Origin of the sequence: Prevotella micans F0438, assembly GCF_000243035.1 — a bacterium.
Classification (GTDB): domain Bacteria; phylum Bacteroidota; class Bacteroidia; order Bacteroidales; family Bacteroidaceae; genus Prevotella; species Prevotella micans.
On record NZ_JH594523.1, the window covers coordinates 430176 to 453824 of the forward strand.

The 23649-nt window shown below is 45.7% G+C and carries 15 protein-coding genes and 1 pseudogene; 7 read left to right on the forward strand and 9 right to left on the reverse strand.

Going from position 1 to position 23649, the window contains the following annotated elements; genetic code table 11:
- From HMPREF9140_RS09550 to HMPREF9140_RS09565, 4 genes and pseudogenes are all read left to right on the forward strand, one after another.
- Nucleotides 1-413: pseudogene (locus HMPREF9140_RS09550) on the forward strand (hypothetical protein); the annotation flags it as partial.
- A gap of 287 nt (nt 414-700) precedes the next feature.
- Nucleotides 701-1030, forward strand: a complete 330-nt coding sequence (locus HMPREF9140_RS09555) for a hypothetical protein (RefSeq protein ID WP_238301119.1) — start codon at nt 701-703, stop codon at nt 1028-1030.
- Between the two features lie 354 nt (nt 1031-1384).
- Nucleotides 1385-2722 carry an NADP-specific glutamate dehydrogenase gene (gdhA, locus tag HMPREF9140_RS09560; RefSeq protein WP_006951653.1) on the forward strand — a complete coding sequence of 446 codons (1338 nt, stop codon included), beginning with the start codon at nt 1385-1387 and terminating at the stop codon, nt 2720-2722.
- A gap of 84 nt (nt 2723-2806) precedes the next feature.
- Nucleotides 2807-3397, forward strand: coding sequence for a hypothetical protein (locus tag HMPREF9140_RS09565; protein ID WP_006953638.1), 591 nt, complete (start codon nt 2807-2809; stop codon nt 3395-3397).
- On the opposite strand, the gene dusB is transcribed toward HMPREF9140_RS09565, so the two are convergent.
- The 9 genes from dusB to secDF all read right to left on the reverse strand — a co-directional run bounded on the left by dusB (nt 3386) and on the right by secDF (nt 18760).
- Entirely contained in the window at nt 3386-4360 is a 975-nt protein-coding gene (dusB, locus tag HMPREF9140_RS09570) for a tRNA dihydrouridine synthase DusB (protein WP_006953640.1), read from the reverse strand. The two genes, HMPREF9140_RS09565 and dusB, sit on opposite strands and share 12 nt — an antisense overlap.
- 118 nt (nt 4361-4478) lie before the next feature.
- Entirely contained in the window at nt 4479-6749 is a 2271-nt protein-coding gene (gene priA, locus HMPREF9140_RS09575) for a replication restart helicase PriA (RefSeq protein ID WP_006953642.1), read from the reverse strand.
- Nucleotides 6750-6835: 86 nt separating this feature from the next.
- Complete coding sequence (nhaD, locus tag HMPREF9140_RS09580) at nt 6836-8215, reverse strand: sodium:proton antiporter NhaD (protein WP_006953643.1); 1380 nt, start codon at nt 8213-8215, stop codon at nt 6836-6838.
- Between the two features lie 46 nt (nt 8216-8261).
- On the reverse strand, nt 8262-8795 hold the full coding sequence (locus HMPREF9140_RS09585; protein WP_006953645.1) for a 5-formyltetrahydrofolate cyclo-ligase: 534 nt from the start codon (nt 8793-8795) through the stop codon (nt 8262-8264).
- A 5-nt stretch (nt 8796-8800) separates the two neighbouring features.
- Nucleotides 8801-10423, reverse strand: coding sequence for a S41 family peptidase (locus tag HMPREF9140_RS09590; RefSeq protein WP_018572150.1), 1623 nt, complete (start codon nt 10421-10423; stop codon nt 8801-8803).
- On the reverse strand, nt 10404-10859 hold the full coding sequence (locus tag HMPREF9140_RS09595; protein WP_006953649.1) for a deoxycytidylate deaminase: 456 nt from the start codon (nt 10857-10859) through the stop codon (nt 10404-10406). Before HMPREF9140_RS09595 ends, HMPREF9140_RS09590 begins: the two co-directional genes overlap by 20 nt.
- Before the next feature lie 2 nt (nt 10860-10861).
- Nucleotides 10862-12943: a M3 family metallopeptidase gene (locus tag HMPREF9140_RS09600; protein ID WP_006953650.1), complete on the reverse strand. Its 2082-nt coding sequence runs from the start codon at nt 12941-12943 to the stop codon at nt 10862-10864.
- Between the two features lie 115 nt (nt 12944-13058).
- Nucleotides 13059-15113, reverse strand: coding sequence for a molecular chaperone HtpG (htpG, locus tag HMPREF9140_RS09605; RefSeq protein WP_006953653.1), 2055 nt, complete (start codon nt 15111-15113; stop codon nt 13059-13061).
- 617 nt (nt 15114-15730) lie between these two features.
- Nucleotides 15731-18760, reverse strand: coding sequence for a protein translocase subunit SecDF (secDF, locus tag HMPREF9140_RS09610; protein ID WP_006953656.1), 3030 nt, complete (start codon nt 18758-18760; stop codon nt 15731-15733).
- 457 nt (nt 18761-19217) lie between these two features.
- On the opposite strand from secDF, the gene clpP reads away from it, so the two are divergent.
- Genes clpP through recQ form a run of 3 tightly spaced genes read left to right on the forward strand, consistent with a single transcriptional unit; the run spans nt 19218 to nt 23333 of the window.
- Complete coding sequence (clpP, locus tag HMPREF9140_RS09615) at nt 19218-19883, forward strand: ATP-dependent Clp endopeptidase proteolytic subunit ClpP (protein ID WP_006953659.1); 666 nt, start codon at nt 19218-19220, stop codon at nt 19881-19883.
- Between the two features lie 3 nt (nt 19884-19886).
- Nucleotides 19887-21122 (forward strand): ATP-dependent Clp protease ATP-binding subunit ClpX, encoded by a 1236-nt coding sequence (clpX, locus tag HMPREF9140_RS09620; RefSeq protein WP_006953662.1) that lies wholly within the window; start codon nt 19887-19889, stop codon nt 21120-21122.
- A 27-nt stretch (nt 21123-21149) separates the two neighbouring features.
- Nucleotides 21150-23333, forward strand: a complete 2184-nt coding sequence (gene recQ / locus HMPREF9140_RS09625) for a DNA helicase RecQ (protein ID WP_006953663.1) — start codon at nt 21150-21152, stop codon at nt 23331-23333.
- Nucleotides 23334-23649: the final 316 nt, after the last annotated feature.

Genomic DNA, 23649 nt, shown 5'->3' on the forward strand with positions numbered 1-23649 from the left:
AAAGCAAATTCAGGTTCTTTTCCGGCTTCTACTATGCAGCACAATACTATCCGGGAGTAACAGTGACTGGTACCAATATTGGCAAATGGTTTTTGCCAGGAGGAAGAGATATCGACCCCGTTATGCGTAATCTTTACTGGGGTGCAGGTACTCCTGGTGAATATGGCACACATGTTTGGGGATATGGAGTTCCTTTAGATGACGCTATAAAGCAAGTAGGTGGAACAGCTATTTGTGATAACAGCAAAGCACATTGGGTCGCAACAGAAGGAGCGAATGTTCATTGGGATCCAGCGCATCCAAGTGATTTTTGTAATGAGGCTAATTTCAGACAGTTTAGAGTTAACGGTATTTATTTCAGTTATACCACGAAGAATAACTCTGTCCTTGTCCGCCCATTCGTATATTTCTAATAGAAAAACAACGTCTTCGGCACATGCCGAAAGCCGAAAAAACTCAAAAAGGGCGCTTCGGCACCCACCGAAGAGCAGAAAATTGAAAAAATAACGCTTCCCCCACGAGGGAAACCTAAAAAATGGTCTTGGCAGCGTTTCCCCCTAGAGCGAAAGACAGAAAATCAAAAAAACAGAGCTTCGCTCTGGCGCGAAACAGTGAAAAACGAAAAAATACATCGTCGCACAGGAGCGAAAGCTCGAAAATCTTAAAAACTAGGCTTCGCTCCGGAGCGAAGCACCAAAAATTGAAAAAACATCTCTTCGCGCTGGAGCGGGAACGCGGCCTCTCGAGCGGCTCGCTCTCGTTCGCCCGCGAGTTCCGCGGAACCGGCAAGAAGCGCGCGTATCTTCTTAATGTCGCCGGCAAGAGTGCCATCTGGGTCGTAATCTCTAAAGACAAACTCGTCGTCGTTCCCGAACCGAGCGGAAAATCAACTGGCTCCGGCTCAAAACATGGCGGCAGCGGGAATGATTCAGGCTCTGACTCTAAATCCGGTGACGGAACTGGCGGAGGAACCGACGGCTGCTCTCCCAAACCCGGACGCGAAGAAGACCCCGAAGAAGATAAAGTATAGAACTTATTATTTCGTTTATATATCCAGTCAAAAAGACCTGCATGCGCCGAGATGGACGCGTGCAGGTCGTGTTTTATATTAGAAGAATATTACTTGAAAATGCGTTCTACAAAAGTTAGTATAATCCCTCCTTGCCGTCCCATTTGTTCGTCAAACAATCATGGTAGTTGTTGTTTTGCGAGTCGTATTATTCAAATGAGAACATTACTGCAAAAACGCGTCTTAAACAGCTAAAATAAATGGCGTGAGAATTTTTGGCTGTTCAATTTTATGTAAATACATTTGCCACGCGTAAAAACGTAAGTGGATAATTCACAACGTCTAACATAAACAACAACAAACATTTTTTTATCTATGGAAGTTGAAAAAATCATGCAAGCCCTGGAACAAAAACATCCAGGCGAGTCTGAGTATTTGCAGGCTGTTCGCGAGGTGCTCATCTCTGTAAAGGACGTTTACAACCAGCATCCCGAATTTGAAAAGGCAAGCATCATCGAACGCATCGTTGAACCGGAGCGCATCATCACGTTCCGCGTTCCATGGGTCGACGATCAGGGTAAGGTACAGGTGAACATCGGTTACCGAGTTCAGTTCAACGGCGCTATCGGCCCTTACAAAGGCGGATTGCGTTTCCACGCCTCCGTTAACCTCAGCATCCTTAAGTTCCTTGGCTTTGAACAAACATTCAAAAACGCGCTTACAACCCTGCCCATGGGCGGCGGTAAAGGCGGCTCCGACTTCTCTCCACGCGGCAAGAGCGACGCCGAAATCATGCGTTTCTGCCAGTCGTTCATGAACGAGCTCTATCGCCACATCGGCCCGGATGAAGACGTTCCTGCAGGCGACATCGGCGTTGGCGGTCGCGAAATCGGATACCTCTTCGGTCAGTACAAGAAGCTCACCCACCAATTCCAAGGCATGCTCACCGGCAAAGGCATGGAATGGGGCGGTTCGATTCTTCGTCCTGAAGCAACCGGCTACGGCGCGCTCTACTTCGTTCATCAGATGATGCAAACCCACGGTATCGACATCAAAGGCAAGACCGTTGCCCTTAGCGGCTTCGGAAACGTAGCGTGGGGTGCTGCCAAGAAAGCAACCGAACTTGGGGCTAAGGTTATCACATTGAGCGGTCCCGACGGTTACATCTACGACCCCGACGGCATCAGCGGCGATAAGATTGAATACATGCTCGAGCTTCGCAACAGCGGTAACGACGTTTGCGAACCTTACGCAACCAAATATGCCGGTTCTAAATTCTTCAAAGGTCGCAAACCCTGGGAGCAGAAGGCCGACATCTATCTTCCGTGCGCCACTCAGAACGAACTCAACGGCGAGGATGCCGATAAGATTCTTTCTTACAAGCCTCTCTGCGTAGCCGAAGTTTCGAACATGGGTTGCACGGCCGAAGCAGCCGAGAAGTTCACCGCCACGAAGACACTCTTTGCTCCAGGCAAGGCAGTCAATGCCGGCGGTGTGGCCACCTCAGGTCTTGAGATGTCGCAAAACTCTCTCCGCTTGAGCTGGAGCCCTGAGGAAGTCGACGAAAAGCTGCACTACATCATGCGCTCCATCCACGAGCAGTGCGTGAGATACGGCACCGAATCCGACGGCTACATCGACTACGTTAAAGGAGCTAACATAGCAGGCTTCATGAAAGTAGCCAAGGCTATGCTAGCACAAGGAGTAGTATAAAACATAGAAAAATAGAATATAATACTCGGCGTCGATTCTCCATTCATTGGGAATCGACGCTTTTTTACGGAAGAACGGTAAACCATGAAAAGTAAATCAAACATCCGCCGAATCCTCGTATTAATGCTTATGTCGCTATTCGTAATCGGAGCGCGGGCGCAGAGCAAATTCCATGTAGACCTGGATTATCATTATTATCTCGGACTATACGAATATGAAAAAGGCGGCAGCTATACTCGTAACGAATACAAAATGGGTGGACACGCCCTAACACTGGCAACTCGCTATGATGTGACACCACGAATTTCAGTAGGATGGGGAACCGGGCTCGCTATCTACACCGAACCTACCCACACTACGATGCCTCTCTTTGCCACCGTGCGTTACAAAGCTTTTGAAAAGATGCCGAACATCTACGCATATGCTGACCTCGGTCTGGGAGTGCGATTCAAAGGCACGTCACTATCCAAAGGACCAACCGGTACCATCGGCATGGGATACACGAAAATGTTAGGAAAGCATTTTGGAGTGAACTTCCGAATGGGCTATAATCTGAGGCACTTCAGATACATCGCCTACACTATTTCAAACGAAGAAACCGGAGAAATAATCTACACGAAATACAATCATAACACTCGCCATTCCATCTCTTTCAATTTGGGTTTAACTTTCTAGCGGCAGATTTTTTAGCGTTTCGCGGCATTTATCCAGTATATCCAGCAGTTCGCATGCATTGGTTGAGCGCAACATTGCGATGCGAGTTTGTTTGAAATCGGGCACGCCTTTGAATATCGGTGACGCTGCCAGATGTCGACGGGTGTGGAGAATGCCGCGATACTCGTCGATGCGTTCAACGTTTATGCGTAACATTTCCTTGAGGACATCTATTTTTTCGTCGATGGTTAGGTCGGGCTCGTTGGGACTGCGGAATATCCATGGGCAACCAAAGGTGGCACGGCCAATCATAATAGCATCCACGCCATATTGCTCGAAGCGTTCATGTGCTGTTTGAGGACTGGTTACATCGCCGTTTCCGATTATTGGAATTGTAATGCGCGGATTATTCTTCACTTCGCCGATGAGGGTCCAATCGGCTTCGCCTGTGTACATCTGCGAGCGGGTTCGACCGTGAATTGTCAGCGCCTGAATCCCGCAATCCTCCAATTGTTCGGCCAGCTGGTCAATGATGAGGCTATTGCTATCCCATCCCAGTCTAGTTTTCACCGTGACCGGAGTTCGAACGGCGCGAACGACCTCACGTGTTATTTCGAGCAAGAGCGGAATATTGTTGAGCATTCCTGCTCCGGCGCCTTTAGATGCGATTTTCTTTACTGGACATCCGAAGTTCAGGTCAATCACGTCTGGCTCCGCCTGCTCAACTATCTTAGCCGCCTCAACCATTGAATTTACGTCGCGTCCATAGATTTGTATTCCTACCGGACGTTCCTCGGGGTCGATGATAATCTTCTTTAAGGTTGACTGGATGTTGCGTATCACGGCGTCTGCCGACACAAATTCCGTGTAAACCATTGCGGCTCCGAAACGTTTGCACATTCTGCGGAACCCTATGTCGGTGACATCTTCCATTGGTGCCAGAAAAAGAGGCCGCTCTCCAAAGTTTATATTTCCGATTTTCATGCGTGCAAAGTTAACTCGGGTTTTATGTATTCAAACTTAAAATGTCTGTCGGGTTCCAAAGGAGTACGTATAAAATACGGAGTTAGATTTGAAAGGAACTCCCTCGGCATTGAATCAATCATACGGGGTCTACATCAAAATATATTTGTATCGAAGAATAATGCTTGTCTGCCAGCAGAGCCATGTTAACCTGACGAAGATAGGTTCGTACATGGGTGTAATCAATGCCGTTTTCGAGTTTTAGTACAATTTTGCGTATGAATAGTGTTTTGATTCGCGCAACGGTGGGTTTGTCAGGACCGAGGACTCGAGAGCCAAGTATTTCGCGCAATCGGGAACCAAGTTCGAGTGCGGCTGAGTTGACGGTATTTTCGTTGCGATGTTTCAGGTAGATATATATGAGCCTGTAGAAGGGCGGATAGTGGAACTTGCGCCGCTCGGAGAGTTGGTCGGCGAAAAAAGATGAATAGTCGGCCTCCATCAGTTGACGGATGAGTGGCAGTTTGGGACTCTTTGTTTGCAGAATCACCAGTCCTTGCTTTCCCTTTCGACCGGCTCGCCCGCTCACCTGACTCATCATGGCGAAGGCCAGTTCGTGGGCTCGGAAGTCGGGATAGTTCATAATTGAGTCGGCGTCGAGAATACCAACCACTGAAACATTATCGAAATCGAGCCCTTTAGAAATCATTTGCGTACCGATGAGGAGGTTTGTTCGTCCGGTGGCAAAGTCGCTAATCAGCTTTTCGTAGGCGTTTCGCGAGCGAGTTGTGTCGAGGTCCATTCGAGCTATGCGCGCCTCGGGGAATAGTTCGCTAACGGCATCTTCAACCTTTTCGGTTCCATAGCCCCGCCCGCGAATTTCGTTGCTTTCGCAATTGGGGCATTTCTCTGGCAGTCGAGTAGTATAGCCGCAATAGTGACAGGTGATGATGTCAGTACTTTTGTGATGGGTGAGCGATACGTCGCAGTTGGGGCATTTGGGTACCCATCCACAAATAGGGCATTCAATCATAGGTGCGAAGCCTCGTCGATTTTGAAAAAGAATCACCTGTTTGTTTTCCGAGAGTGCGGTTCGGATGGCCGATATGAGACGTGGTGAAAAGAAACCCGACATCATCTTGCGACGTCGTAAATCTTTTGTGTCTACTATTTCGATTTCGGGCAACTTTATGTCCTTATATCGTTTGGTGAGGGTGACCAAACCATATTTTCCTTCGCGAGCATTATTATAGGTTTCAATCGCAGGGGTGGCAGTTCCAAGTAGAGTTTTGGCGTGATAGATTTGCGCCAGAATTATAGCTGCCGAACGGGCATGGTACCGTGGTGCAGGGTTTTGCTGTTTGAAGCTGGTTTCGTGTTCCTCGTCGATAATCACAAGGCCGAGTCGCTTGAAAGGCAGAAACACCGCCGAACGAGCACCGAGTATAACGTCGTAGGGTTCGGGTGATAGCTGTTTTTGCCAGATTTCAACCCGTTCAGCGTCGCTGTATTTGCTGTGGTATATCCCCAGTCGGGAGCCAAATATATCGCGCAATCGCTGCATCATCTGTACGGTCAGGGCAATTTCAGGAAGAAGATAGAGTACCTGTTCGTCTCGGTCGAGGGCCTCGGAAATTAGGTGTATATAAATTTCGGTTTTTCCAGAGGATGTGACTCCATGCAATAGAGTTACGGCGTGACTCAGCATTTGCTGAACAATATTTTCGTGCGCTTCGGATTGCGCTCTGTTCAGTGGTTTGATGTTTTCCATCCTAGGAGGAAGAGATGTGTTGAGCCGGCCAACTTCATGCTCTTCGATTCTCAAAACACCCTTTTGTACCAGAGCTTTCAGAGCGGCGGGATTACTGCGGGCTCGATTGAGTAGCACATCTTGCCCTAGCAGTACATTCGAAAGCTCGGTATTAGATGATTCGGAAAAAGCCATATCGATGAATGTTTCTACGATAGCTAGTTGCTTAGGTGCTCGAGCAAGTGAATCGAGCAATCGGTGTAGCTTAGATTCATCTTGGAAAGCATACTGTAGCATAACGAACAGTTCCACCCGTGGTTTGTAGGCTTCCAATTGCTTCAATCCCGTTGGCAGTGCGGCCTTCATCACGTCACCAAGAGGAGCCATGTAGTAGTCGGCTATCCATGTCCAAAGTCTGAACTGCTGTGGTAATATAATGGGTTGGTCATCTAGTACGGCAATGATATTTTTATATTCTATCGGTTTCTCTATAACTGATGGAATAACATCGCCTGTTATAATTCCGATATATTTTTTTGATTTCCCCAGCGGTACAAGTGCCCGCGTCCCTGGTATCGCTCTGTTTTCGAGTTTGTCGGGTACGGAGTAGGTGAATTGTCCTTCGAGCGGAAGTGGAAGGATTATGTTTACATGTTTCATTGCATTTGCAAAAGTATCCGGGATAATCAAATGAAAAAGGACACGCCCAGAAACGTGTCCCTATGTTTGATGTATAATCAAGATTGCTATAGCGGAGAAGTGAAGATGAAAGTACGAATAAACCAATAAGATAGGATTCCGCTCATATATCCTGCAAAAGCAATCCAGGAAATACGTTTCATGTACCATCCGAAGGTTATGTTTTCGAGCCCCATCACAATAACTCCCGCAGCGCTGCCAACAATTAGCATCGAACCACCCACGCCTGCACAATAGGCTAGCAGTTGCCAGAAGATTCCGTCAATGGCCATATCGCCTGTTGCCTGGATGGGATACATGCCCATGCTACCGGCGACGAGTGGAACGTTATCCACAATCGACGAGAGTACGCCTATGATTCCGGTGACGGCGTAGTGATTTCCGTCGAACGCTATGTTGAGGGTATCGCCAAGTCTGGTGAGAACTCCTATTTCTTCAAGACAAGCCACAGCCATGAGTATGCCAAGGAAGAAGAGAATGGTCGACATGTCAATTCTGCTAAGCAAATTGCACACACGCTTTGCAAAGTTCTCACTTCCGCCGATATTACGATGTTCGTAGCGATAGAATATCTCCGTGACCGTCCATAGAATACCAAGCACAAGCAGAATGCCAACAAATGGCGGCAGGTGAGTTATGTATTTAAAGATTGGCACGAAACACAGTCCGCCCACACCGATTGCAAAAACAGCTTTGCGTTGTTTACTGCCGAATTCGGCCCGGTCGTGTTTCATTTCTACATGCGTTTCGGCTTCGCCTACTGTTCCTTTCAATGTGTATTGTATAATGAAAACAGGAACAATAATCGATACTAGCGAAGGCAGGAATACCTCGCTTATTACACCAGCTGCGGTTATCATTCCCGAGTTCCAAAGCATTATGGTTGTTACATCGCCAATCGGAGAGAAAGCTCCCCCTGAATTTGCGGCGATAATTACGAGCGATGCATAAATCATGCGGTCTTTCCGCTCGGGAATGAGTTTTCTCAGAATCATAATCATCACTATGCTCGTTGTGAGATTGTCGAGAATAGCCGAGAGAAAGAAAGTCATGAACGCTATTCGCCAAAGTAATCCTCGCTTCGATTTAGAATGCATCACGTTTTTTACCCAGTTGAAACCTCCATTCTGATCGACAATTTCGACAATTGTCATTGCCCCCATCAGGAAGAAGAGGGTTGTTGAAGTGTCACCCAGATGCTCTATGATAACTGAGTTTACGAATTGTGTAAGTGAATCGGCTGTTCCCTTGAAATCAGGGTGCATAAGCTGAATAAATGATGCAGGGTTGACCATGTAGAGAGTCCAGCAGAACACGAACATCAACAAAGCGATTGCGGCCTTATTGATTTTGGTTAGATTCTCTGTTGCAATAAGTGTGTAGCCAGCAATGAACACTGCAATGATGGCAATAGTGAGAGTAGACATTCTAAATAATATATTATGTTAAAAAATAGTTACAAAGATAAGTGGATTAGAGTACTTCGTCGACTTTGAAATCAGTGGGATCGAAAGGGATATCTGGCAGTTTCTGGAAGTCGAAACAGATACCGATTTTGTAGGCTTGCGGAATCTTTGGTAGAAAACGGTCATAGTAGCCACGGCCGCGGCCTAGTCTGTTGCAATGTTCGTCGAAGCTCATGCCAGGAACAACAATGAGTTCTATCTTGCTTAATTCAGTGAAAGGTTCGCCTATTGGTTCCATGATATGGAAAGAGCTTTCACGAAGATCAGCTGGACCGGTATAGCATCGCACTTCCATGTCGGTGTCACTCACCACAACTGGCAGTAGAACTTTTTTGCCACTACTTGCCATTAGATCTATGAGCTTGTGAGTGTTCACCTCGTCGGGTAGAGAATTATAGAGCATTATCGTACTAACTTCTTGCAGCTTGGGGTGGGCGAGGAGTTTATCGATAATGGGGGATGATAGCTCGTGTAGTTCGGCCTGAGTGAACTGGTTTTTACGAGCGCGTATTTCCTTCCGGAGTTCTTTTTTTGTTTGCATTACAATCATTTTTTCTTCGGGAATGCGCCCGTTGTAGAAAACACTTTGAGTGCAGCCTTTATGTCGGGGTCTTTGAAGTTGAGATATTCAATCCATGCTTGTTCATCGAGAATATTGTAGATGATTCGGCTGTTAATGTATTTCTCGAGGAGCTTTCGCGATTTGGATATGAGGTTATTTCGTTTTCGGAGTCCGTTTTGCTGGGCATAGTTCACGAAGTCGTTGACGAGATTGCGGCCGTCGAGATAGTTTGTGAGAGGTTTGAGTTCTTTAAACTGCACAAGTTGCTTTCGGTGCTCGTCAGTATATTTGAAAGCGTATTGTAGGATGAGTCCACTCATGGCCGCCTCTTTGTAATAGGACGTCATGTCCGATGTATCTTCGGGCACGAATATATCAGGAGTTATTCCTCCACCTCCGTAGACGGTTCGCCCGATAGAGGTATGATAAGCTGGTCCGGTATGCTTGATACTGTCTTGTGAGAAGAATTCTCCGTGTTGGTATCTTGCGAGAAGGTCTTGCTCGTAGTCGGCATTTTCGCCTGGTTTGAACGGTTTTTGAATACAGCGTCCGGATGGGGTATAGTATCGGGCTATGGTTAGGCGAATGAGGCTCCCGTCAGGGAATCCTATTTGTTGCTGCACGAGGCCTTTACCGAACGAACGACGGCCTACGATAGTTGCGCGGTCATTGTCTTGCATAGCCCCGGCGAAGATTTCGGATGCCGATGCAGAGCCTTCATTGATGAGCACCACAAGCGGGATGTGTTGATAGCTTCCCTTACCATTACTTCTGTAGTCAGTACGCTGACTTTTTCGTCCTTCGGTATAAACAATGAGTTTGTTTTTCGGTAGGAATTCGTTAGCCATCTGTACGGCTACATCTAGGAGTCCACCAGTATTATCGCGCAGATCTATCACGAGATTTTCGGCATTATCGAGGTTGAGATGTTGTAGTGCTGTAATCATCTCGGCATAGGTTTTTTCGCTGAACGATTTGATGCGTATATATCCCGTTGTACTATCTAGCATGTAGGTGGCAGAAATACTTCTCATTGGTATATCACCGCGTGTTACAATTATCTCTTTCACCGTTTTGCTTCCATAGCGACGTATGCCGATTCGCACCTTCGAGTTCTTAGGGCCTTTAAGTCGGTGCTTAGCCTCGTTGTCGGTTACGATTTTACCGACAAAAGGTTTGCCGTCGATACTTACGATTTTGTCACCTGCCAGGATTCCGACTTTCTCAGCTGGACCGTTCTTAATAACGTTCTGTACTTGGATTGTGTCTTGTCTGATAACGAACTCGATGCCCACGCCAGAGAATGAGCCTTTCAGATCATCGGTAGCCGTTTGAACGTCTTTTGCGCTGATGTAGACTGAGTGTGGATCGAGCTCGGCGAGAATCTGCGGGAGGGCTTTCTCTACGAGGTCATTGATATTCACTGAGTCAACATATTGGTCATCTATGATATGCAGGAGATTATTAAGCCGGCTGCTTCCGCTGTTGATTATGTTCAGCCGGTTGCCTGCAAAATGATTCGTGTAGAACGAGCCGATAATTATTCCAATGGCCACGCAAAGAGCCATCCATAGCGGCATGAAACGGTTATTTTTCTTTTGACTCATTGTTTTCTAGGTTTAAATATTCCACCTTCACGCCTGCCTTTTCTAGCAGGTCTGTTCCGTCCGTCAGTCTGTATTGTTCTGCATAGACCACACGCTTGATACCCGACTGGATTATCAGTTTAGAGCATTCGATGCACGGCGCAGCAGTTACATAGAGAGTGGAACCGTCGCTGTTGTTACCGCTTCGGGCCAACTTAGTAATGGCATTGGCTTCGGCGTGCAGAACGTAAGGATAGGTGATGCCGTCAGCATCTTCGCAAACATTTTCGAATCCGCTGGGGGTTCCATTATATCCATCGCTTATTATCATTTTATTTTTCACCACAAGGGCTCCTACTTGTCGACGTTGGCAGTAGGAATTCTCGGCCCAGATGCGCGCCATGCGAAGATATCGGCGGTCGAGCAGTGTTTGTTTTGAAGCTTGAATATCGCTCATTATTATTTCTTGATTCCATTTCTTTCCAGAAGCGCGTCTATCGTAGGCTCCTGACCACGGAAGCGTTTGTAGAGTATCATGGGATGTTCTGTCCCGCCGCGTGAGAGGATATTGTCGCGGAACGACCAGGCTGTTTCCCGGTTAAAGATTCCATTCTTCTTGAACATGCTAAATGCGTCGGCATCGAGTACTTCAGCCCACTTATAACTGTAGTAGCCGGCGGCATATCCGCCTGCCATGATATGTGAGAACTGCGTTGTCATACATGTTTCGGGCAGCTGTTCTTCGATGATAGCTTTTGCCCAGGCTTTCTTCTCAAACGGAATTATGTCGTCTGTAAATTCGTCGCGTTGGGTGTAGTAGGCCATATCTAGCAAACCTAGGCTCACCTGTCGCAAACAGCTCATGGCTACATTGAAATTACGCGAGGCAATGACTTTGTCGATTAACTCATCGGGCATTGGCTCGCCTGTTTTATAGTGGAAAGCGAAAGTACGGAGGAACTCTTTCTCTACGGCATAGTTTTCCATGAATTGTGAAGGCAGCTCAACGAAGTCCCACCAAACGTTCGTACCCGATAAACTTTCGAACCGAGTGTTGGCAAACATACCGTGGAGCGAATGACCGAATTCATGCAAGAAGGTTTCAACCTCACCCAGCCTAAGCAAGGCCGGCTTACCGTCGGTGGGTTTCGACAGGTTCATGACTAGCGATGCGTGCGGACGAACGTTTGTACCGTCGCGCTTAATATACTGTCCTTGAAATTCAGTCATCCAGGCACCGTCGTGTTTTCCTTTTCGCGGGTGAAAATCAACATAGAGTACTGCGAGATAAGAGTCGTTGGCATCGAAAACCTCATAGGCTTTCACATCGGGATGGTAGACTGGAATCTGTTTGTTTTCCCGGAAAGTAATTCCATATAGTTTCGTAGCCAGACCGAAAACGCCATTGATTACATTGTTCACTTCGAGATAAGGACGAAGTTCTTCCGGGTCGAAATCATATTCTTTCACCTTGAGCCGATGACTGTAGTAGGCTGCGTCCCATGGTTTGAAGTCGAAATCTTCGCCCATTTCTTCTTTAGCAAGCGCTTTCACTTTCGCACTTTCGGCTATGGCAGCAGGTTTATAGGCTTCGATTAGATTATCGAGTAGCTTATAAACATTGTTCACCGATTCGGCCATACGATGTTTCATCACATAGTCGGCATATGTTTCATAGCCTAGCAATTGTGCCGTTTGTCGACGGAGGTTTATTAGTCGGCGGCATATTTCGAGATTATTCTCCTCATTGTCTTTTATGCAGAGCGTACTATGAGCCATGTAGAGCTCACGACGTAGCTCACGACGGTCGCTGTAGGTCATGAACGGACCGTAGCTTGGAGCATCTAACGTGAACACCCATCCTTCGAGATTCCGTTCGCGTGCAGATTCGGCAGCAGTTTCACGTGCTGTTTCTGGTAGTCCGGAAAGGTCAGCTTCGTTGGTTATGTGGAGTGTGTAGGCCTTATTTTCTTTCAACAGATTCTGCGAGAATTGCAGCGAGAGTATCGATGCTTCTTCGGTTAGACTACGCAACCGCTCTTTGTCGGTATCGTTAAGTAGAGCGCCACTCCGAACGAAGCCGTCGTAGCTGTCTTCGAGTAAGCGATTCTCCTCTACCGTGAGTTCACGATGCTTTTCATACACAGCTTTGACTCTTGCAAATAATTTCGGATTCAGACTGACGTCATTGGCGTGCTGCGTTAGTATCGGACTCATTTTCTGCGCTAGTTCTTCCATCTCGTCGTTGGTTTCTGCGCTTAGCATGTTGAAGAATACACTTGTCACGCGGTCTAGCAAGTCATAGTAATGTTTACGTCCTTCAACCTCGTCTTCTCTTGCGAGTGTATTGTCGAAAGTAGGTTCTTCGGGATTATTGATTGTTTTTTCAATCTCTTCGTTTTCTCGCCTGATGCCTTCCATTATGGCTTCTTCATAGTCGGCGAGTGTGATTTTATTGAAGGGCACGGTATCGTGCAGGGTATTGTATGATTCGAGAAAAGGATTTCGGTGAGTTTCCTTTTCGACGTTATGTTCTGTCATTCTCTCTAATATATAAAACGTTATAACACGTCGCAAAGTTACGCAATGAACCCCAAAAGCCTAGCAGACTTTTGAGGTTCGTTTTTGTTTATACAAAGAGTGTTTCTTGGACAATTTATTTAATCATATCCACTGAGCGTTTCACGAATGCGTCGAGGGCGGCACCTTTCAGCATTCCATTTTGAAGCAGAGCGAGGTCGATGATTTGATGGATAGCTGGATTTTGCTTAGACGATTCGGAGATAATTCCACGACGCTTTTCTTGTTCGCCAGCTAGAGCTTTTTCGGCGTTTTGGATTTCGTCTTTTTCGTTCTGTGTCACATCCTCGGGTTTTTTCTTGTTTCGCTCCTGACGTAGGGCGTCGAGCTTGGCCTGGATACCTTTGATTTCGGCGGTCACGGGCTTCAGACTGTCAGCAGTGCCGGTTTCGGTTGTCTTGAGGATGGCTTGAATGAGCGGATGATCGGTGTTTAGCACCAGATTGTATGAATCGGGCAGCTGGGCATAGAAGTTCATTCCTTGCTGGTAGCGACTCATTTCTTTCATTCGGCGCATATACTCGTCGGTTGTTATTTGTGCCGGTCGAGCGGTTGAACCCATGGGTTGCGACACAACATTGATTTGAACTCGGTCGATTTGCGGTAGCTGGGTTTGGAAGGCCTCGTTAATAAGTTCTTGCTTCTCAGTTGGTAGCTCCTGTTGCGACGAATTGTCTTTCAAAATCAACTTGTCGGCTGTGTTCGAATCGACGCGTACAAATCTACTCTTCTCGAGTTTCTGCTCGAGCATTGAAATCATGGGCAGGTCTAGTTCGCCATCGGCCAGCAGAACGCTGTAACCCTTGTCGCGTGCTGCCTGGATATAAGAATATTGCGCTTCGGTGTCGGTTGCATATAGATAAACTAGCGTATCTTCTTTATCAGTTTGATTTTCTTTGATGAGCGTACGATATTCGTCGAGTGTGAAGTTCTTGTGGTCGACGTCAGTTAGGAGCGTGAAATCTTTTGCTTTTTCATAGAAGTCGTTGTCCGAAAGATTTCCGTAGTTCACGAAAATCTTCAGGTCGGCCCATTTTGATTCATATTCCTTGCGGTTTTCTTTGAATAAACTGTTGAGTCGGTCGGCCACTTTACGTGTGATGTAGCCTGATATTTTCTTCACGTTTGCATCGGCTTGCAGGTAGCTCCGACTAACGTTGAGCGGGATGTCGGGCGAATCGATAACACCGTGCAAAAGAGTCAGAAATTCTGGCACAATACCGTCTACTTTGTCGGTCACATAGACCTGATTGCTGTAGAGCTGAATTTTATTCCGCTGCAGGTCGATGTTGTTCTTGATGGGTGGAAAATAGAGTATTCCTGTGAGATGGAACGGGAAGTCGACGTTGAGATGAATCCAGAACAGCGGTTCGTCGTTCATCGGGAACAGTGTGCGATAGAAACTCTTATAGTCTTCATCTTTAAGCGTTGTTGGAGCCTTTGTCCAGAGCGGCTCAGTGGAGTTAATCACATTGTCCTCATCGGTTTCAACCTGCTTTCCGTCTTTCCACGTTGTTTTCTTCCCGAAAATCACGGGTACGGGCATGAATTTGCAGTATTTGTTGAGCAGTTGTTCGATACGTTCTTTCTTGAGAAAGTCCTTACTGTCGTCGTCGATGTGGAGAACAATACTCGTTCCGCGTTCGGTCTTATCGATATCTTCGAGCGTATATTCGGGACTCCCATCGCAGCTCCATTTCACGGCTTGCGAGTCTGGACGATAGCTTTTAGTTAGGATGTCGACCCGCTTTGCAACCATGAAAGCCGAGTAGAAACCAAGTCCGAAATGCCCGATGATTGCTTCGGCCTTGTCTTTGTATTTCTCCATGAAATCGCTCACTCCCGAGAAAGCAATTTGATTTATGTAGCGTTCAATTTCATCGGCTGTCATACCGATTCCATTGTCGGTCACAGTGAGCGTTCCGGCCTGTTCGTCGACCGATACAGACACTTTAAGTTCCTTGTCGTCTACGCTAGTTTCGCCTGCTGTTGCCAGCGTACGTAGTTTTTGCGTTGCATCGACGGCATTTGAAACGAGTTCGCGCAAGAAAATTTCATGGTCTGAATAGAGAAACTTTTTAATCACGGGGAAGATGTTTTCTGTCGTAACCCCTATGTTACCTTTTTGCATGTGCGTTATAAATTTATTTGTTAAACCTTATGCCCCCATTTTTACAAACACCATGCCAATAACACGTCGTGTCATATCCGGTCAGACTATGTTTTCAATCGCTTGATAGGTTTAGGCTAAAAATGGTTTTTATCCCTTTGAATAATTAATTCTGATACTTAAAATTCTTATTAGTTACCAGCATTGGCAATGCGTATACTATAATTTTATTTTTAGCATACGCATTGATAGTTCTTTAACTTCTATTTTATATTAAGTATTGGCATTAATAATGCCTTAACTTATATTTTATTTTTAGTGTCCGCATTAATAATGCCTTAACTATAATTTACTTTTAAGTACATGCATTTATAATGCGGTAATATAAATATTATTTTAAGTATGGGCATTAATAATGCTTATAACTAAAATATATTTCAACAATGCGCATTAATAATGTCTATGCTTCTTTTTTATTTTAATCGCTAGAATTAATATTTCTATGAATAACTACCTTAATCGAATACATGAATACGTGCGTTCAGTTTAAACCGAACTCACATAGTAATAAAAAAGCGTGCCGCAAAAACTGCGACACGCTCTTATTAGAGAAGATATGAAATGTTTTAAGTGTTGTCTTATTCTTCTGATTTCTCTCCCTGACCGTTCTTGATTCGGCGGCCCAAAACAAGGTAGGCAACCGGCGATGCAATGAATATCGAGGAAAGTGTGCCGAAGAACACTCCGAGAATCATTGCGAACGAGAAACTGCGGATACTGTCGCCACCGAGAATAAAGATGGCTAGCAGAACTATCATCGTTGAGGCCGAAGTATTGATGGTTCGAGCCAACGTTTGGTTGATTGAATCGTTGAAGAGTGTTTGAACATCTTGCTTCGGATGCAGACGGAAGTTTTCACGGATTCGGTCGAATACCACCACCTTGTCGTTTATAGAATAACCAATCACAGTTAGGATGGCGCCGATGAATGTCTGGTCGATTTCGAGCGAGAAGCCTATCCAGCCGTAGCATAACGAGTAGAAGCCAACAACGATGAGGGTGTCGAAGGCTAGGGCTACGATTGAGCCGACCGAGAAGCCTACGTTTCGGAAACGAATGAGAATATAGACGAAGATGAACACCAAGGCGAGAATTACGCTGATGATGGCGCCGTTTGTGATGTCTTTAGCAACCGACGGACCTACTTTGGCTGAGCTGATGATTGAGCCGCCTTCACGTATGTCGGGGTTCTTGAAACTATCGACATTAGTTTGACTAACGAAGTTGCCTTTCCTCAATGCCTGATAGAGTAGCGTTTCAGCTTTGTCGTCTTCGAGTGGGTCGTTCGACTCGATATTGTAGTTGGTTGAAACACGAATTGTCTTTCCGTCGGTTCCGATGGCGATTACAGTTGTTGTAGCAGGTTTACCGGCGTTTTCGCCAATTGTGTTTATGAATGCTCCACTGAGCGATTTGCGGACGTCTTCAACATGTACAGCTTTGTTGAGTGCAACAACATAGTTTCGTCCACCCGTGAAGTCGATGCTTCGGCTTAGACCACGTGTCACAAAACTACCTATGAAGACGATAGCGGCGATTCCCCATATAGCAAAGGTCTTTTTATACATGCCCATGAAGCGTACGTTCTTGTCTTGCATGAGGTTCTTGCTGATGGAGGTGTAGAACTTCTGGTTCATCCATTTGTCTTTCTTCAGACGATTTTCGTATATAATACGGGTTAGGAATACGGCTGTGAAGAACGAGCATAGTATGCCGATTATCCATGTCGTGGCGAATCCTCTGATAGGACCTGTTCCGGTGACGAGGAGGATTATACCGGTGATGAGCGAAGTGAGGTTGGAGTCGAAGATAGCCGAGAAGGCATTGCTGTAACCGGCTTGCAGAGCTTGTTTTATGCCTTTGCCGGAGCGCATTTCTTCTTTTATTCGTTCATAAATTAGCACGTTGGCATCGACCGCCGTTCCCAGTGTCAGCACGATACCGGCAATTCCCGGCATGGTGAGTGCCGATTGGAATGAGGCTAAGATTCCAAGCGTGAAGAATAGATTGATAAGTAACGCGCAGTTTGCCAGCATACCGGGGATGAAGTCGTACATGACTAGCATGAATATCATCAGCAGGACGAAGGCTATTGCAAACGACCATAGTCCTTGCTGTATGGATTGTGCCCCGAGTGTAGGACCAACAACCTCTTCTTGAACGATTCGTGCAGGAGCGGGCATACGACCTGATTTCAGAGTGTTAGCCAGGTCTTTCGTGTCTTCGATAGTGAAGCTACCGGAAATTGACGACTGTCCGCCGGTGATTTCGCCGTCAACGCGTGGTGCCGAGTAAACAACTCCGTCAAGCACGATGGCAATAGCTTTGCCGACGTTGGCTTTTGTGAGTGCAGCCCATTCTCGTGCTCCTTCAGAGTTCATGGTCATGCTCACTTCGGGTCTTCCGAACTGGTTGAACTGGTCTTTTGCATCTGTTACTACGTCGCCTTCCATCGGTGCGCGTCCGTCGGAGGTCGTAATTTTAAGGGCGTGGAGTTCGTAAACGTTCTTTTGCTGGATTCCGTCGGCCGGTTTGGCACTCCACAACAGTTTCAGGTCGGTTGGCAGAACTTGTTTAGCCAACTGGCCGTGAATTATCTTATTGATTGCGGCTGTGTCGCGAATGTTGGCATATCCAACGATACTGAGCGACTGTCCTGGCAGAAGTTGCAGCATCGAAAGCAACGGATGTTCCTTTTTGGCTGCTGCCATTTGTGCATCAGCTCCCTTTGCGGCATTAGCAGCGGGGTCGTCTGAGTTCTTCAATGAGAATTTCGGCTTTTTAGCCGGCTTTTCGATTTTGGCTGTTTGTTTAGCGGTAGCTTTAGTCGTGTCTACTTTGGCAGTATCGATTTTTGTTTCGCCGTTTGCAAGGCGTTGGTCTAGTTGTGTGAGATAAGGATTAACCTCCTGGTTATTGTAGGTTTCCCAGAATTCGAGATTAGCTGAACCTTGCAGAAGTTTTCGCATACGTTCAGGTTCGCGAATACCGGGCATTTCGACCATGAGTCGGCCTTCTTGTCCTTCTAGCTTCTGAATGTTAGGCTGAACAACACCGAATTGGTCGATTCGGTTTCTAACAACGTTATACGAGTTGTCAATTGCAGCTGTTACCTCTTCGCGGAGGGCTTTCTCAACTTCGCTATCAGAGCTTTGTGTACTCACTTTTCCTTTGAGTTGCTGGGTAGCGAAGATTTCAGCTAGTCTATGCCCCGGGGCGTTCTTATGGTAGGCGTTTATGAAAAGTGTGATGAAGTCGCTCTGACTTGTTTCTTCCTCTTTCTTTGCCTCTTCGATTGATTTCTGGAATGCGACATCTGTTTTGTGGTCGGCCAGTACCTCGACAACGTCGGGAACGGAGATTTCTAGAATAACATTCATACCGCCCTTCAGGTCGAGACCTAGGCCTATCTGGGTTTCTAGACACTTCTGATAAGAGTATATTCCCAAATACTTGACAGAGTCTTTATAATCCTGTCGCGCAATTGGGTCTTTAATCTTCTCTGCCTGGCTGTCATAGTAGCTGGTGGCCACTGTAAAAGACAGGTAGAAGACACTTGCGAGCGTCAGGAGGACGGCAACACAAATTACTAATCCTTTGTTTTGCATTTTATTATATTTGATTTGATTGTTGTTTTCAGTATGATATTATCAATCAACGACCGTAGAAATGAAGTCGTGCAAAGATAATTATTTTTCACATTGTGGAAAAAGAATGCTATATAATTCGCCTGTGAGCATCTTTACCGAACATCTTAAATAACATAGGAGTTACATTTTTTGAACCATGAATTCCAGTAAGTGCAAGATGGTATTATACTTACTGGAATTCCACAAAGCTCATATCATTCTGTATTGTATCTCTTAGCAATTTGTGAGGTGGTTCTTTTTCATTAAATCCGGTGTTGCTAGAGTTCATAAATGTTTTATAATTATCTTTGTGTAGCCGAAACGAAACAAAGCCAGTGTTTAGTGGCATGGCGTTTGTTGAATATAGGCATCTGAACAAAGAGGTTTGAGACCTCTGTTTTTTTGTGTAATAAACCTTATAAAGAAAGGAATAAGAATGAACGATTTTAGGAAGTTTGCCACTCGACATCTGGGCATGAACGGCATGGTGATGGACGACGTGATGAAGTTACAGCAGCAATATCTGAATCCTTATATCTTGGAAGAACGCCAGCTGAATGTTACTCAGATGGATGTCTTTTCGCGTTTGATGATGGATCGTATAATCTTTCTGGGAACAGAAATCGATGACTACACAGCTAATACTCTTCAGGCGCAGCTACTCTATCTAGATTCTACCGATCCCGGGAAAGACATTTCTATCTATATAAATTCGCCGGGAGGAAGCGTTACGGCTGGTTTAGGAATATATGATACGATGCAGTTCATTTCGAGCGATGTGGCAACTATTTGCACTGGTATGGCCGCTTCGATGGCTGCTGTTCTGCTGGTTTCGGGAACAGAAGGTAAGCGGTCTGCACTTACACACAGCAGAGTGATGATTCATCAACCGCTTGGAGGAGTGCAAGGGCAGGCATCAGATATCGAAATCGAGGCTAAGGAAATTCAGAAATTCAAGAAAGAGCTCTATACCATCATAAGTAATCATTCGCACCAAACCTTCGAGAAGGTCTGGAACGATAGCGATCGCAACTACTGGATGAACGCTGAGGAAGCAAAAGATTACGGTATGATAGATGCGGTTCTAACAAAGAAGAAATAGTTTATGGCAGAAAAAAAATGTAGTTTCTGCGGTAGACCTGAAAAAGATGTTCGGCTGCTCTTAACGGGACTCAATGGTTACATCTGCGACGAATGTGCGCAACAAGCAAACAAAATCATTTTGCAATCGGGTGTGCTCAAAAATGATTTATCTGAAGAAAACTCTCTTCCTGATATGAAGAATGTTCCAAAGCCTAAAGAAATCAAGGCTTATCTGGATGAATATATTATCGGGCAAGATGAGGCCAAACGCTATCTTTCAGTGGCAGTCTACAATCATTATAAACGGTTGCAGCAGCCCGAAGAAAAGGATGGTGTGGAAATCGAAAAAAGCAATATAATAATGGTGGGCTCAACAGGAACTGGCAAAACGCTAATGGCTCGAACCATTGCTAGAATGCTGAAAGTACCGTTCACGATTGTCGATGCGACGGTTTTCACAGAGGCTGGATATGTAGGCGAAGACGTTGAAAGTATACTGTCACGTTTGCTTCAGGTAGCCGATTTCGATCTTGCAGCAACCGAACGTGGAATTGTTTTCATAGACGAAATCGACAAGATTGCTCGTAAGAGTGACAATCCAAGTATAACGCGCGACGTTAGCGGCGAGGGAGTTCAGCAAGGATTGCTAAAACTTCTCGAAGGTACAACTGTGAATGTTCCGCCTAAAGGAGGACGCAAGCATCCGGATCAAGATTACATTCAAGTCGACACGCGCAACATTCTTTTCATTTGCGGCGGAGCTTTCGACGGTATCGAACGGAAAATTGCTCAACGGCTCAACACACATGTCGTGGGATATAATTCCGTACAGAATGTGGCGAAAATCGATAAGGATGACCTCATGAAATATATTCTCCCACAAGACCTCAAATCGTTTGGGTTGATTCCCGAGATAATCGGACGCCTTCCAGTACTTACTTACCTCAATCCCCTCAACCGTGAAGCACTACGAAAGATTCTCGTCGAACCGAAGAACTCCATAGTTAGACAATATGAAAAACTCTTTGAGATGGACGGTATAAAGCTCTCGTTCACTAACGAGGCATTGGATTACATGGTCGACAAAGCAGTGGAGTATAAACTTGGTGCCCGTGGTCTGCGCTCCATCGTTGAATCGGTTATGATGGACGCAATGTTTGATATCCCCTCTAGCAAAGCGACAAATTTCGAAGTCGACGAAGATTACACCCGTAAACAACTCGACAAGGCGCACCTTCAAAAGCTTGACTCCAAATAACTCAAGGCGCTTAGCCAAACAATTAACATGACACAGACGCTTAATCTCACAGAGTATCTGAAACGCTATTTCGGCTTTGACAAGTTCAAAGGCGAACAGCAAGCAATCATCCAAAATCTTTTAGACGGCAACAACACATTCGTTTTGATGCCAACTGGTGGCGGAAAAAGTTTGTGCTATCAATTGCCGTCGCTTCTCATGGAAGGTACCGCAATAGTGGTTTCGCCACTTATTGCGCTGATGAAGAATCAGGTGGATGTCATCAACGGGATCAGTGAGGAAGATGGCCTTGCACACTACCTTAATTCTTCTTTGAAGAAACTCGAAATAGACCGCGTCAAAGCCGATATATCCTCAGGTAAAACAAAACTGCTCTATGTCGCGCCCGAGTCGCTCACGAAAGAAGAGAATGTAGAGTTTCTCAAGACTGTTAAGATTAGCTTCTATGCCATTGACGAGGCACATTGCATATCGGAATGGGGACACGATTTCCGACCGGAATATCGAAGGATCCGATTTGCAATCGACGAAATATGCAAAGCACCAATTATTGCCCTAACAGCAACTGCAACCGATAAGGTGCGAACCGACATCATCAAAAGTCTATGCATCGATGATTGTAAAGAATTCAAAAGTTCGTTCAACAGGCCTAACCTCTACTATGAAGTGCGTCCCAAACGCAGCGATGAAGATACCAATCGGCAGCTCATCCGATTCATAAGGCAGCACGCTGGTAAAAGCGGAATAATTTATTGTCTCTCACGTAGAAAGGTTGAAGAACTGGCAGCTGTTCTGCAGGCAAACGACATTAAAGCTGCTCCTTATCATGCCGGACTCGATTCCGAAACGCGTTCCAAAACACAAGACGGATTCCTAATGGAAGAAATAGACGTCATCGTTGCAACTATCGCTTTCGGAATGGGAATTGATAAACCCGATGTGCGTTTCGTAATTCACTATAATATTCCCAAAAGTCTGGAAGGTTATTACCAGGAAACAGGCAGGGCGGGACGCGACGGGGAAGAAGGTATATGCATAACTTTCTATTCGCAGAAAGACCTGAAAAAGCTCGATAAATTCATGGAAGGAAAGCCTGTTGCCGAACAGGAAATAGGCCGACAACTGCTTCACGAAACCGAAGCCTATGCCGAATCGTCGGTATGTCGACGTCGACTGTTGCTCCATTATTTTGGAGAAATCTATCCTAACCCCAATTGCGAGATGTGCGACAACTGTTTGCATCCGAAAGAACAGATCGAGGCTAGCAAGCAATTGCTAATTGTTCTGCAAGCCGTTAAAACGCTCGGTGAAAAGTTCACACAGGAATATATTATCAACTTCGTTAGCGGAAACGCCAGTGAAGACATCAAAGACCATCTTCACCACCAACTTGACGACTTCGGAGTGGGAGAAAAAGAAGATTCGAAGATTTGGGCGCCGGTGATACGCCACGCCCTGTTAGCTGGATTCTTGAGAAAAGACGTTGAAAGCTACGGACAATTAAAACTAACCGCAGCCGGAAAACGCTACATAAAAAATCCCACGAAATTCATGATAGTCCTCAATGCGGAATTTAACGAGGAAGACGAGGAAGACGAAATCATCGGAACGCCATCCGTGCTCGACCCCGAACTCTTTGCCATCCTCAAAGAATTGCGGCGCACCACAGCACGCAAACTCGAGATTCCACCCTACGTGATTTTTCAGGACGTTTCGCTCGAACAAATGGCAATGATGTATCCCATCACCGAAAATGAACTACAAAATATACAGGGAGTAGGTGCTGGAAAAGCAAAGCGTTACGGTGCTGAGTTCTGCAGAATAATAAAAAAATATTGTGAGGAAAATAATATAGAACGCCCCGAAGAACTTCGCGTTCGAACAGTCGTGAAACGCTCCATGCGGAAAGTGAAAATCATTCAGGATATCGACCGTAAACTGCCCCTCAACGACCTTGCAACAGCCCAAGGAATGGAGTTTGACGAACTACTAGATAATATTGAAGATATCGTCAACAGCGGAACCAAACTAAATATCGACTACTACCTCGAAGATATCTACGATGAAGATCAAATCGACGACATCTACGATTACTTCATGAATAGTGAAACCGACGATCTAGAGACTGCTGTGGTTGAGCTAAACGACGATTATTCGGAAGAAGAAATAAGACTCGTCAGAATAAAATTCCTATCTGAAATGGCTAATTAATCCCTATTATACCATGTCTTTGGATACGATTTCCCCTAATGAAACAGGTAAGAGAGCAGAACGCTTTTACTGTTCTTTTTACAATATGTTTGCCCAAATGAATTGATTAATATACCTTTGCCGCCGTGAGTTACATAGCAACATATTCCATCGCCCCCGCGACGCAGAGAGATTTCGATTTCTCTGTGATTTTTTCGTCCAATAATTTGGTGGGTTCGGAAAAAGTGCTAACACACACACACACACACACACACACACACACACACACACACACACACACACACACACACACACACACACACACACACACACACAC

Coding starts and splice junctions, on each gene's coding strand:
- clpX (WP_006953662.1), top strand. CDS start 19,887: ATGGCAGAAAAAAAATGTAGTTTCTGCGGTAGACCTGAAAAAGATGTT.
- priA (WP_006953642.1), bottom strand. CDS start 6,749: ATGAAACATGTAAACATAATCCTTCCACTTCCGCTCGAAGGACAATTC.
- gdhA (WP_006951653.1), top strand. CDS start 1,385: ATGGAAGTTGAAAAAATCATGCAAGCCCTGGAACAAAAACATCCAGGC.
- HMPREF9140_RS09595 (WP_006953649.1), bottom strand. CDS start 10,859: ATGAGCGATATTCAAGCTTCAAAACAAACACTGCTCGACCGCCGATAT.
- nhaD (WP_006953643.1), bottom strand. CDS start 8,215: ATGTCTACTCTCACTATTGCCATCATTGCAGTGTTCATTGCTGGCTAC.
- HMPREF9140_RS09565 (WP_006953638.1), top strand. CDS start 2,807: ATGAAAAGTAAATCAAACATCCGCCGAATCCTCGTATTAATGCTTATG.
- dusB (WP_006953640.1), bottom strand. CDS start 4,360: ATGAAAATCGGAAATATAAACTTTGGAGAGCGGCCTCTTTTTCTGGCA.
- HMPREF9140_RS09585 (WP_006953645.1), bottom strand. CDS start 8,795: ATGCAAACAAAAAAAGAACTCCGGAAGGAAATACGCGCTCGTAAAAAC.
- htpG (WP_006953653.1), bottom strand. CDS start 15,113: ATGCAAAAAGGTAACATAGGGGTTACGACAGAAAACATCTTCCCCGTG.
- secDF (WP_006953656.1), bottom strand. CDS start 18,760: ATGCAAAACAAAGGATTAGTAATTTGTGTTGCCGTCCTCCTGACGCTC.
- clpP (WP_006953659.1), top strand. CDS start 19,218: ATGAACGATTTTAGGAAGTTTGCCACTCGACATCTGGGCATGAACGGC.
- HMPREF9140_RS09600 (WP_006953650.1), bottom strand. CDS start 12,943: ATGACAGAACATAACGTCGAAAAGGAAACTCACCGAAATCCTTTTCTC.
- recQ (WP_006953663.1), top strand. CDS start 21,150: ATGACACAGACGCTTAATCTCACAGAGTATCTGAAACGCTATTTCGGC.
- HMPREF9140_RS09590 (WP_018572150.1), bottom strand. CDS start 10,423: ATGAGTCAAAAGAAAAATAACCGTTTCATGCCGCTATGGATGGCTCTT.